The sequence below is a fragment of the Paenibacillus sp. FSL R5-0766 genome (genome assembly GCF_037971845.1).
GTDB lineage: Bacteria > Bacillota > Bacilli > Paenibacillales > Paenibacillaceae > Paenibacillus.
The window spans coordinates 1309533-1322125 of record NZ_CP150227.1; the positions used below are offsets into that span (position 1 = coordinate 1309533).

Below are 12593 nucleotides of genomic sequence, written 5' to 3' on the forward strand. Positions count from 1 at the left end.
CGACATTGCGAAATGACCGTGTGTTTACGATCAAAGATATCCTTGCACGTCCGGTATTTGGCCGAGCACGACTAGCGGCAGGGAAGGATGGAGTGAACCGTCAGGTTGGTTGGGTTCATGTATTGGAGATTACCAATGTATCTCCATTCGTAAGCCCCCATGATCTTATTTTATCCACTGGACTGTGGCTTCAATCGGAAGAAGGGCGCGAAGAGTATCTGCTTCAGCTCATTGGCAGTGAGGCAGCGGGGCTATGTGTGGAGTTTGGTACCAGCATATACGGAATCCCGGAAGAACTGATTGAACTGGCGGACAGACACCAGTTTCCGCTGATCGTATTTGAACAACCGGTCCGTTTTGTCGAGATTACACAGGATATTCACTCTCTGCTCATTAATCATCAACACCAGTTGCTGAAAAGTCTGGAAGCATACTCCCGTCAGCTTCAGCAACGAACATTACAGAGTACGGATATGTCTGCTCTGCTGAACCTGTTGCATGAGTATGCTACCAAACCGGTGGTGTACATTTCGTCCATGGAGCCAGGCAGTTTTGTGCCCGAACTTGTTCCGGAGATGGAACAGGCCATCTATACCTGGTATGAGCAGGAGGTAGAACATCTGGATTTGAATGATTCAGATACCGAATTATGGTTCCACATCGACGAAGAGAAGGCTCTGCTGTGTCATCCGGTCGTCTGTTTTGGCCAGGTATTTTCGGCTGTAGGCATGATTGTGCATCCCGCAGCTCCAGTCGAATATCTCAAGTTGTTGCTCGACTATACAGCGAAGGCGGCGGCAGCGCTCACGCTTCGATCCCAGTTTCTTGAAGAGAAGATGGTCCGCAATCAGAACGAGCTGATCCAGGATCTGATGAATGGCAACATCCATCAGGAGGAACAGGCACAGACTAGAATGGGGCTTCGTTTGCTGGTGAAGGGACAGTACTGGTTTGCAGGAGGGGTCATCGAGATTGAGCATCGATTGAAGGGTACAGGCCGGGAGCGAATGGAAGCCAATCATCAGGATGTTCTTGTCCTGCTGCGTTCCCTGCTCAAGAAGAACAATCTGCCTAGCCTGATTATGCTGAAGAACAACCAGGTATATGTGTGCTGTGCGAAGGAAGCGGTAACGGCTGCTGCACGTCATCAACTGCTGCGATTGCTGGAGGGGATTGCGCAAGACGTGAAACGGTTTGCCAGTCGTAACTTGAAACAGGTTATGATTCATGTGGGATTTGGCAAGTTACGCAACCGTTTGACCAGCCTGCCGGAGAGCCTTCAGGAGGCCTATCAGGTGATCGAAGTTTCAAGATCGGTAGATCTGATGGAACATGTTCACTTTTACGAACGTATGGGTATATATCAAATGTTAAAAGCGTTACCCCAATCCTTCCTGCAACCCTTTGTCCAGGATCACCTGGGTATGTTGATTGAACATGACCAAACGCATCACCTGCGATTGGTGGATACGTTGGATGCGTACCTGCAGAACTTTGGTTCCAAACGGGATGCGGCTGCCCAGTTATTTATTCATCGGCAAACGTTGTACAACAGACTGGAGAAGCTGGAAGAACTGATGGGTCCAGATTACATGGATCAAGGGAGAAGAATCTGTCTGGAGATGGCGCTGCTCGCGCACGCGATGATTGAGAATGGGCAGTGGCAATCCTCTTGATGAGGTGAATGAAATGCAAGACAGACTGTGCACCCATCTTACACTACTTTGAGCACAGTCTAGCAGTTTCTACTAATCCGCCGGGTATGTTGTAATGAAGCAGGCAGGCGTTGCAGAATGGAAGTGGAGCGTCGGCCCCGATATAGCTTCGTTTGACCGGAGGATGGTGCCAGTGATAAGGAAGAAGGTGCAGCCAGCCGATACGGGGGGGATGACCGGTCAGGGCGTACTTCCGGTTCTGCGTCGTTGTCCTCCATTGAAATGCCACTTTGGTGCAGCCATTCATTAAGTCGTTTGGGATTGATTCCAAGTTGTCCGCTCAGATTACAGATATCGAGGTTTATTCTCACACAAATCCGCCTTTCCTGGAATATCGGGCTGGTAGTAGGGTATGAAAGGGAAGCATGAATTCGAGATCAGTAAATACTCATATGCATGTTGGCTGTGCTGGATCGGCGGAATGATTCATTAAGTTAAGAAATAATGCAGAGGCGTTTATGTATACCTTGTTATACGTTTCCATGTCCGCTGTTTTGAATATTTCCATTAAATTGGCTTTTAACAAGATTCTATCACTTCACATGCAATTGCGCGTCTCAATATAGTCTCAATTTTGTGAGAGAAAAAAGTATATTAAAAGTACCAGTATCTAGTACGGAGGACATATATGGGAAACAGTAGTGAGGCGAAATACGACAAATATGTTGAGGATGGCAAACGTTTCATTGGTCGAACCAAGGAACTGACGACACTGGAGCGGTGGTTCAATCATCCGGAAGCCCCATTAACCATATTTTCAATTACGGGCATGGGAGGCATTGGTAAATCTTCCTTGCTTTCAGAGATGTTATCTGTCTCTCGGGATCGAGGTGCGACGGCAATCTGGATGGATGGTCGATCATGTGGGGCGACTCCCTCCGTTTTTATGGATTATTTGTCCTCTACATTAGGCTTGGAAACAATGGATAGTGAAGGATACCCGCGACCAATGAGTCTGCTGAGAGACACATCGATCGAGAAGAGATTGGTTCTGGCCGTGGATAATTATGAAGAGCTTGCTCTGTTAGAAAGCTGGTTCATGGAAGTCTTTGTATCCAAACTTCCGTTAAGAGGGATACTTGTCATTCTGGCATCACGCCCGGAACTGGCGTCCACCTGGCGGACACATCCCCGATTACATCAGAGGTTTATACAGATGCGGCTTCAACATTTCACAGTGGATGAGATTACGGAATACATCACGGTGGCAGGCTTTCTGAATCAGGGGATGGCAGGTACCATTACGAGAATGACCGATGGGCATCCGCTGGGGCTGGCCCTTGCTGTAGAAGCTGCGGGTCAGAAGAGGAATCTTCCGCAGTCCGAATGGGCTGAACTGTCGCATATGATCAGTGCTCGATTATTATTGGAACTTACGACACCCCGTCTGCATCCTGTGGTGGAGGTACTAACACTGCTTGAGACAGCCAATCAGGAATTATTATCATCAGTACTGGATATGACTGTGACGCAAGAAGACTACCACATGCTGAGACAGATGTCGTTTATCCGTTCCGGTCCGGATGGTCTTGGACTGCATGATATGGCCAGGGTGCATCTGCTACGGGATTTTCGACAGCGTGAGCCACATCGGTTGCAGACATTGCGTATCAAGATTGCGAAGCTGCTGAAACCGCTACATGAACACGCAGGGGCTCATGCGCGTCGTCAAATCGCCCGAAAGATGCTTCTGCTCTGTCAGGAATCCATGCTTCAATACCGCAAGTACGCAGACGTGTCTCGTGATTCCCTGTTCTCCCCTCTTGAGACGATGAGAAAAGAGGATCTGCCCGCTCTGCACAGCTTGTTACAGCAATGGTGCGAGTACAGCGTGGAACCATGGCAGGCTGTGTCCTATGGCCCGTTCCTGGATGAGCTGGCGCACCGTTATCCCGAAGGGATCGTATTGATGCGTGACCAGCTTGGAGAGCCGATCGCCATGTTCATTACAGTGCTAGTACATAGGGAAAGTAGCGGGCTGCTACTGAAGTATTTTCCGAATGAGATGCATGAATGCTTCACTCTACAGGAGCTTGAGAATGACCCGGATCAGAGTGATACTCACTTTGCATTGCTGGCTGCAGCAAGAGATGATGTGCCTGGTTATACACGAGAAGAACTGGTGGGATACATGGCACTGGATCGACTATCTCTACTGGGTGATGGTGCACGAGCGATGCTCGTTGCAACGAATCCTCACCTGAAACTATTTTTGCAAAGTATTGGATTCCAGATGCGAAGAACCCGCACTCGTGTCTGTGACAGATTCGGGGACCGGGCGGACATACTTGATTTGGATTTGCGTAGCGGGCAATTCGGAGAGTGGGTCATGTCTCTGCTTGATCCGAAATCAACAGAAGATCGTATACAGCCGGAAACAACGGAAGTGGATGGTGTTATCTGGACTGAACAGGATGTTCGCAAGATGTTGGGGGATCTTCGTTCCCCAGGAGAATTGCATGAATATGCTGACAGGGTTAGAGGAGTAAAGGATGGAATCCAGTTACAGCTGTATGTCATGGATCTGTTGGAAGGCAGGGTACACGGCCTATCTCCACAGGATCAGATGCTGTTATACGCGGCTTACTGGACGCATGCTGGCAATCCAACTGCCGCAGCCCAGACGTGTTCCATGAGTCGGGCGACATTCTATCGCCATCTCAGAACAGCGCTGACTCGCCTGGCGCGGATTTTGTAGGGTTCTATTCGTTCATCATACCGATAATGACGATAAGAAGAGGCTGGTCATAGACCAAGCCTCTTCATGCGGTTATAGAGCGTTGCCCTGGAGATGCCAAGTTGCTTGGCGAGTGTTCGTTTGTTGCCACCTGCTGCTTTCAGATATTGAATTAGAAGTTGCGCCTCATAGGTGTCCAATTTTTGCTGGTAGGTAACACCTGAGACAAGTTCGGAATCATTCGAGGTATCTAATTCGTCCACATTTGCAACGGATCGAGGTTCTTGTTCTGCTCCCGCCGAATCCTGACGTTGCTGATTTTCGTTGTTGGCATATGAATGAATTCCGGATGTCAGTTGAACTTCGGACTGTTCATGCATGGTGAGGGAAGTGAGGGTATCAGGCAGGTATTCCTGCTTCACCTCACCATCTGTCGTCAGAATGGTCAGGCGTTCGATCACATTGCGTAATTCACGTACATTGCCTGGCCAATCATATTGGAACAGTAACTTGAACACTTCAGGTGGAACCAACTCAATGTGACGATTATAGAGCAATGAGAACTCTTGCAGGAACGTCTGGGTTAATTCATATATATCTTCCTTGCGCATGCGCAAAGGAGGGATGACAAGGTTAATGACATTCAGCCGATAGTAGAGATCTTCTCGGAATTGATTGCGGGCAATCATACTTAGTAGATTCTGGTTGGTCGCAGCGATAATCCGGCAGTCGGCCTGTTTCATTCGCGTTCCCCCCACAGGAAAGTAACTCTTCTCCTGTAACACCCGAAGCAGCTTCACTTGCAATTCCAATGGCATCTCACCGATCTCATCCAGAAAAAGAGTGCCCCCTTCGGCAAGCTCAATCTTACCCTTTTTGCCTTTGGGATCCGCTCCGGAAAATGCGCCTTTTTCATAGCCGAATAGCTCACTTTCAAACAAGGAAGCGGGGATTGCCCCGCAGTTAATAGCGATAAACGGTGCAGTCTGCAATTCACGAAGATCATGAATAGCTTTGGCGAATAACTCCTTGCCTGTGCCGCTCTCACCGAGTATAAGTACGGTTGCTGAGGTGGTACTGATCTTGCGAATGGTCTCCATGCACTGCTTAATAACCAAGCTACTGCCCTTGATTCTGGCAAATGGATCTAATTCGGGACGTAGCCGAGCAACGGCTTTCTCCAAGTGCTGGACTTTGGAGGTCATATGTAATAGTTCCTGATGTAATCGGATTTCGGTTGTTATATCCACTTCGGCAGCAACTGCACCCACAATATGTCCATCCAGTTGGACAGGACGAGCATTAATCAGGGCGAACAGGTCGGGCCGTGGCTGATGCTGTTTGCGATAGACCGTTTCGCCGGTATACAACGTCTTGAGAGACTGTAGCCGATCTGGAGGAAAAAAGTCCGCTGCGGGTTGTCCGATGATGTCTTTTTTGCTGATCGAAAAAACATGCTCCGCGCCAGTTGTCCAGTAAGCCACCTTGGCATCTTCATTAATTAATGTCAGAGCTGAACCCGCTGTCTCCAGTGTGGTCTCAAAATAAGCTTCTATTAGGCGATGCGCATGCATCATGGCATGCAAAACATCGGATACGGCGATATATCCCAATAGGGGTCCATCATCCTGAATGTATAGATAAGAAGATGTGTTGAATAAGCAGAAGGCATCTACCAACGATGTTGAGGACGGAATGGTAAATGTGGGGAGGTCTGTATCCAGAATATCCATATCCGTACGCAATAAAGACATTAATTCTGGAAGTAAATGTTTCATCGATATCACCTCAGTTAGGGCATAACTTTTGGAAACGACTTCTTTTACACGAGTTACTTATAAGTGATCTACATATGAAATGACTGGAGAATGATGGTTACCCATATTATAACTTTCCAAATGAGGTGTGTATATATTTTTTGACATGAAGCATACATGTTGTCGGCACAGAAGAGATCAATGTTGAATTTTCATTTCTGATATTTCCTTTTACTATTATTTTAAGGAATTAATGCTAATTCTAACGGTCCATTCAGTATTTTGGGTGAGGGTTGAGTTATTATAAATGACATTTGAGTTACCTGATTAAACTGTTATTTCTCAATCTGCTCCACGGACAGTTGAAGTGATTATTCATATAGAACATGAATTGTCCACACCATTAAGAAACTTCTGAATAATGCTGTATGAAGGCCATCCGCATGAAGAAGAACTAAAGGAGTGTGATGAAATGGCCATTCTATCAACTGGGCCCATTGAGAATAATATTTCAGGAATAACGGGGATCCGGCCAACTCAATCCGTTACTGTCAAAATCGATAACCGGAATGCGACAGAAATGTTCACGGTGCTTCTTCGGGGCTATTACCTTAATGGATTGAGAACATTATATGTAGAAGAACTGCTCAATGTATCACCTAATCAGGTCATAACCAAAGTTTATAATGGGAATTTTGATGCTTTTGAGTTTGTATTTTCGACCTCAGACACGGCTGCTCCAGAAGCACAAATATCTGTATGGGGCAAAGATGCCGCAGGCGAATTAGTCGCGGCTCACCGATTGGTATCCCAAGAGTTATTGGGAGAAACGCTGAGCACAACGGGTGTAACTGGAGCCACAGGAGCCACGGGCGTCACAGGGTTTACGGGTGCGACAGGGGGCACCGGACCTACTGGAGTAACAGGAGCCACGGGCATTACGGGAGCAACGGGAAGCACCGGGGCTACCGGAGTAACAGGAGCCACGGGCGTTACGGGAGCAACGGGAAGCACCGGGGCTACCGGAGTAACAGGAGCCACGGGCATTTCTGGAGTAACGGGAAGCACCGGGGCTACTGGAGTAACAGGAGCCACGGGCGTTACGGGAGCAACGGGGACTACCGGAGTAACAGGAACCACTGGCGTTACAGTAGTAACAGGAGGCACAGGGGCCACCGGAATAACAGGAGCCACGGGCGTTACGGGAGTAACGGGAAGCATCGGGGCCACCGGAGTGACAGGAGCCACGGGTGTTACGGGAGCAAAGGGAAGCACCGGAGCTACTGGAGTGACAGGAGCCACGGGTGTTACGGGAGCAACGGGAAGCACCGGAGCTACTGGAGTGACAGGAGCCACGGGCATTACGGGAGTAACGGGAAGCACCGGGGCTACCGGAGTAACAGGAGCCACGGGCATTACGGGAGTAACGGGAAGCACTGGAGCTACTGGAGCTACTGGAGTGACAGGAGCGACTGGTGTTACGGGAGTAACAGGAAGCACTGGGGTTACCGGAACGACAGGTGTCACTGGAGCAACCGGTACAGCAGGGCAAGGGTTGTCCTCGTACGCCTATATTTTTAATACTTCAGCTCAAACTGTAGCTATTGAAGCGGATGTAATCTTCGACAGCAACGCAAATCTTACCGGTATTACTCACACACTCAATACCGCTGCGATTATTATTGGTAATGCCGGGGACTATGCGGTATTTTTCAACGTTGCAGGTGTGCAGGCAAACCAATTCACCCTTTATCAAAACGGAGCCCCTGTAGGTGGCAGTGTCTATGGTTCAGGAGCTGGGACTCAACCGAATCCAGGCATGGTCATTATTACGGCTGCTCCCGGTGATGTGCTGACATTACGGAATCATTCCAGCGCATCCGCTGTTGATCTGCAAACACTAGCAGGTGGAACACAGACCAATGCTAATGCTTCTATTCTTATTCAACAATTAAGTAGTTAAAAGGCTTTTCGAGCTTGTAATTTTAATTAATAAATGGATGTGTCCAGAAAAATAGACAGTTAAAATTGGGGATGCTAATTTTTTAGACATTAAGAGATGAATCGGAGAAAAGGAAAGTTGGATGCTCTGGTGAGGTGTTCGTACTGAAAAAACCATGTGCCCAGAAAAAAAGAGGCAACATGGTTTTCTTTTGTCTTTTTTCATATATATTGATCCAGCTGGAGAATAATTATCGGAACATATTCTTAACGACCATCCAAAGATTAGCCGGTTTTTCGGCCAAACGGCGGGTATAGTACGGATACCACATGGTGCCATAAGGTACGTAACAGCGAATGCGATAGCCTTCTTTGGCGAGACGTTCCTGTTCGCTCATGCGCAGACCATATAACATCTGGAATTCAAAGGCATCCTGCGAGATCCCCCGATCCTTGGCGTATTGTTTCGTCCAGTTAATGATGTGATCATCATGCGAGGCAACCGCAGTGTACACACCCTGATCGAGGTGATTACGAATCATCGTTTTGAATTGATGAATGACTTCAGAAGTATTCTGATAGGCGACTGATCCGGGTTCTTTGTAAGCACCTTTAACCAGCCGAAGCCGAATGCCTTCCCGAATCATATCACGTGTATCTTCTTCGGTGCGATGCAGGTAGGCTTGCAATACTGTGCCTGTATTGTTCAGTCCTTCCGAGTGCAATCTTCGAACAATATCCAGCGTTGCTTGAGTAAATGGACTATCCTCCATATCAATTCGGACAAATAGATCATGCAATTTGGCTTGTGTGGCAACGGTACGGATATTTCGATAACCCTCTTCCGGGTCAAGTGCGAGGCCCATTTGTGTCGGTTTCAGCGAGACGTTGGAGTCTGCCCCTTCACGTGCAATGCCTTCTACCAGTCGTACATACTCATCCCTGTACAATGCCGCTTCGTTCAGGCGGGTGATGCCTTCGCCAAGATGATCGAGCGTAGCCATAATGCCTTTATTATTGAGTATGTGGATCTCTTCGAGAGCTTCTTCCAAGGTGTTTCCTGCAATAAATTTGCCTGCCAGCTTCTTACCATATCTAATGGACAGGTTTTCTACAGCTTTGTTGCCTGCCACGGTTAATAAGGTTTTGCGATATATTTCCGTTCCCACACTCATTTTTGTTTCCTCCTTCAGCATTGTGCATCCTTAATTCAAGCAAGAAACGTGCCAGATTTGGCGATGATCTATTATTTTTCATGGAAATTTTCTGTTTAAATTGAACTTTGAAGGTTGTTCTGTCATCGGAGTGGGCAGTGTGAATTTTCTTAAGTTAAATTTAACGAGAAAAATATTTCAATTCCAACCGGAGTTGGCACGGATTTTGCTACATATATTTGGTGATGAGTAACATGCAAAATAATTCAGGCGAGCAGCCAGCGAATCCCACATCCTGAAGGAGGAATCATTTGATGAATATCCCTTTTGTTAACGAACCATTCACACCCTTTGCAGTCCAGGCGAACCAGGAAGCATTTGAAGACGCACTTCGTCAGGTAGAAGCTGAACTTGGGAAGGAATACCCGATTATTATTGGTGGGCAAAAAATAACAAGCAGCCGCACGTTAACTTCCGTGAACCCCGCAGCCAAGAATCAAGTTGTCGGAACGATCCATCAGGCAGATCAGGAATTGGCCGAAAAGGCCATTCAGACAGCAGCGGAGACATTCCACACATGGAAACATACGGACCCGAATGAACGGGCTCGTTATCTATACAAAGCAGCTGCCATTATGCGCCGTCGCAAGCATGAGTTCTCCGCATGGATGGTCTATGAAGCCGGCAAGACTTGGCCTGAAGCCGATGCGGATACAGCGGAAGCCATTGATTTTATGGAATTTTATGCACGGGATATGCAGCGACTGAGTGAATCGCAGCCCCTTGTGCGAATTGCAGGGGAAGATAATGAACTGAGTTATATACCGCTGGGCGTGGGCATTGTCATTCCACCTTGGAACTTCCCACTGGCGATTATGGCAGGCATGACCTCTGCTGCACTGGTCTCCGGCAACACGGTAGTATTAAAGCCCGCCAGCACAACTCCGGTGATTGCCGCGAAGTTTATGGAGCTGCTCGCAGAAGTTGGCCTGCCGGATGGCGTCGTGAACTTTTTACCAGGACCAGGCAGTGAAGTGGGTGATTATCTCGTGGATCATGCGCTTACCCGGTTTATCAGCTTCACCGGTTCCAGAGATGTAGGACTGCGAATTAATGAACGTGCGGCACGAACAGCTCCAGGTCAAAAGTGGATCAAACGGGTTATTGCAGAAATGGGCGGCAAGGATTCTATCGTTGTAGACAGTGACAGTGATCTGGAACTCGCGGCAGAGTCCATTACCGCTTCGGCATTTGGTTTCTCAGGACAGAAATGTTCGGCGTGTTCCCGTGCCATTATTCATAAGGATGTATATGATGAAGTATTGCAAAAAGTGATTGAACGGACACAGAAACTGACGATGGGTAGTCCGCTTGAAGTTGGCAGTCAGGTTGGACCGGTTATCGATGACAAGGCATATGCAAAGATCACGGAATATATTGAAATCGGCAAGGGGGAGGGGCGTCTTGTGCACGGCGGCGGTACAGGGAACGTTGAAGGTTATTTCATTGAACCAACCATAATTGCGGATGTGGACCCCAAAGCCCGGATTGCTCAAGATGAGATTTTTGGACCTGTGCTTGCGTTCATCAAAGCAGACTCCTTTCAGGATGCATTGGATATCGCCAATAATACCGACTATGGCCTGACCGGCGCGGTAATCTCACGTAATCGTGAACATCTGGAACAGGCAAGACGCGAGTACTTTGCGGGTAATCTGTATTTCAACCGGAAATGTACCGGAGCACTGGTAGGCACACATCCATTTGGCGGATTTAACATGTCAGGCACGGATTCCAAGGCAGGTGGAAGAGACTATCTGCTGCTGTTTACACAGGCAAAGCTGGTATCGGAGAAATACTAGACAGAATCTGATGATCCGACTAAAAACTTCTTACATTCGCTTGAATAGTATGCTATTATCCCTGCAAATCCTTTTGTTCGTATAAGAAACACAGATGCTTATTGCCGAAGGCATAAGGAGGGAAACGGATGTTAGGTGTTCAGTTGGTACAGGAACAACGTATTCGGCTGTCCATCACGCCGGAGATGAAACAATCCTTTCATTTGCTAACCATGTCTGGCCAGGATCTGACCCGTTACTTGCTGGATGCGGCGGAGGAAAATCCGGTGCTCGAACTGGAAGAACAAGCCGGGCCCCTCGCCCGGATTCCGCGGCGAATGGATCAGCGCAGGTATGGTTCCTATGATCCGCTGCTTCAGGCCAAAGGTGCCGAACCTACTCTGGAACAATTGCTGATTGCGCAAATTCGAGTGATGACAATTCCAGACGAATTGGAAAATATGGCCGTATATTTGGCAGGGTGCGTTAATGATGATGGTTATCTGACGGTTGAACTGGCAGAGGTGCAAGCAACACTTGAGCTTCCGATGAGCAAGATTGCAGCAGGACTGGGGCTTCTCCAATCGCTGGACCCTGCTGGTGTAGGTGCGCGGAATCTGCAAGAATGTCTATTGCTTCAGATCAGACGCGATCCATTGGCTGTTCAGTACGCTGAACGTATGGTGGAAGCCGGATTGGAAGCACTGGTTCCTTTTCACCCAAGTAGAACAGGGAGTCGATTAGGTATGACTTCACAGGAAGCTCAGACTGCCTATGACTATATTACACGTCTGGACCCCAAGCCCTGTCGATCCATCGGATGTACAGAACGGCCACATTACATTATTCCGGATGCCATTGTTGGATTGCGTAACGGTGAGGTCCATTACAGTTTGCATGCAGCAGGTAACCCTCGGGTATCGATGAATGAAGCGTGCTTCCGCTGGATCAGGGAAGAGGCTCCGGACGCTATCTGGTCTACCCGGGTGGCAGAGGCGAGGGCTATTATTCGGAGTGTACACTTGCGGCGCAGGACTTTAGTACGTGTGCTGGCGGCAGTGATGGAAGAGCAGAAGCATTTTTTGGTCAAAGGCCCATCCGCGCTAAAACCGCTTAATCTGGCTGTTATTGCAGAGAAGATTGGCATGCATGAATCAACGGTAAGTCGTGCGGTGAACGGTAAATACATTGAGACCCCACATGGTGTATATGAACTCAAGGCTTTTTTTGCCTCGGGAATCAGTACAACGTCAGGGGATAAAACATCAGCATCAGTGGTAAAACGCAGATTAAAAGAAATCATTCGCACGGAGCAGGCTCAGCGTCCATACTCGGATAGTCGTTTGGCTACACTGCTCGCCGAGGAAGGGATTGTCATCTCCCGCAGAACGGTTGCCAAGTACAGGGAGGAACTTCAGATTCTGCCTTCCCTTGAGCGTAAACGGTGGGCTTAATCGAATAACTGGCGTCTTATCATCTCTGAATACACAAGAACCCCCGCAAACCGG

At 48.2% G+C, this 12593-nt stretch carries 8 protein-coding genes; 5 read left to right on the plus strand and 3 right to left on the minus strand.

All coding sequences use genetic code 11. The annotated features are described in order from the left end of the window. Positions 1 to 5 precede the first annotated feature (5 nt). Positions 6 to 1676 carry a PucR family transcriptional regulator gene (locus tag MKY66_RS05805; RefSeq protein ID WP_076214498.1) on the plus strand — a complete coding sequence of 557 codons (1671 nt, stop codon included), beginning with the start codon at positions 6 to 8 and terminating at the stop codon, positions 1674 to 1676. Between the two features lie 59 nt (positions 1677 to 1735). Here MKY66_RS05805 and MKY66_RS05810 read toward each other — a convergent pair whose 3' ends face one another. Further along, positions 1736 to 2026: a hypothetical protein gene (locus tag MKY66_RS05810; RefSeq protein ID WP_143760370.1), complete on the minus strand. Its 291-nt coding sequence runs from the start codon at positions 2024 to 2026 to the stop codon at positions 1736 to 1738. Positions 2027 to 2343: 317 nt separating this feature from the next. On the opposite strand from MKY66_RS05810, the gene MKY66_RS05815 reads away from it, so the two are divergent. Then, positions 2344 to 4413: an ATP-binding protein gene (locus tag MKY66_RS05815; protein WP_076214501.1), complete on the plus strand. Its 2070-nt coding sequence runs from the start codon at positions 2344 to 2346 to the stop codon at positions 4411 to 4413. Positions 4414 to 4460: 47 nt separating this feature from the next. On the opposite strand, the gene MKY66_RS05820 is transcribed toward MKY66_RS05815, so the two are convergent. Continuing rightward, positions 4461 to 6146, minus strand: a complete 1686-nt coding sequence (locus MKY66_RS05820; protein ID WP_339807019.1) for a sigma 54-interacting transcriptional regulator — start codon at positions 6144 to 6146, stop codon at positions 4461 to 4463. 475 nt (positions 6147 to 6621) lie between these two features. Here MKY66_RS05820 and MKY66_RS05825 point away from each other — a divergent pair, with 475 nt between their 5' ends. Beyond that, complete coding sequence (locus MKY66_RS05825) at positions 6622 to 8112, plus strand: collagen-like protein (protein WP_076214506.1); 1491 nt, start codon at positions 6622 to 6624, stop codon at positions 8110 to 8112. A gap of 229 nt (positions 8113 to 8341) precedes the next feature. On the opposite strand, the gene MKY66_RS05830 is transcribed toward MKY66_RS05825, so the two are convergent. After that, complete coding sequence (locus MKY66_RS05830) at positions 8342 to 9265, minus strand: proline dehydrogenase family protein (RefSeq protein ID WP_076214509.1); 924 nt, start codon at positions 9263 to 9265, stop codon at positions 8342 to 8344. Between the two features lie 293 nt (positions 9266 to 9558). Between MKY66_RS05830 and pruA the strand changes: the two genes are divergently transcribed. Continuing rightward, positions 9559 to 11106 carry an L-glutamate gamma-semialdehyde dehydrogenase gene (gene pruA / locus MKY66_RS05835; RefSeq protein ID WP_076214512.1) on the plus strand — a complete coding sequence of 516 codons (1548 nt, stop codon included), beginning with the start codon at positions 9559 to 9561 and terminating at the stop codon, positions 11104 to 11106. A gap of 128 nt (positions 11107 to 11234) precedes the next feature. Continuing rightward, positions 11235 to 12539 (plus strand): RNA polymerase factor sigma-54, encoded by a 1305-nt coding sequence (gene rpoN / locus MKY66_RS05840; protein WP_076214515.1) that lies wholly within the window; start codon positions 11235 to 11237, stop codon positions 12537 to 12539. Positions 12540 to 12593: the final 54 nt, after the last annotated feature.

Bases quoted from the DNA above. Each gene is read 5' to 3' on its own strand.
- MKY66_RS05815 (WP_076214501.1), top strand. From the start codon at position 2,344: ATGGGAAACAGTAGTGAGGCGAAATACGACAAATATGTTGAGGATGGC.
- MKY66_RS05820 (WP_339807019.1), bottom strand. From the start codon at position 6,146: ATGTCTTTATTGCGTACGGATATGGATATTCTGGATACAGACCTCCCC.
- MKY66_RS05825 (WP_076214506.1), top strand. From the start codon at position 6,622: ATGGCCATTCTATCAACTGGGCCCATTGAGAATAATATTTCAGGAATA.
- MKY66_RS05830 (WP_076214509.1), bottom strand. From the start codon at position 9,265: ATGAGTGTGGGAACGGAAATATATCGCAAAACCTTATTAACCGTGGCA.
- pruA (WP_076214512.1), top strand. From the start codon at position 9,559: ATGAATATCCCTTTTGTTAACGAACCATTCACACCCTTTGCAGTCCAG.
- rpoN (WP_076214515.1), top strand. From the start codon at position 11,235: ATGTTAGGTGTTCAGTTGGTACAGGAACAACGTATTCGGCTGTCCATC.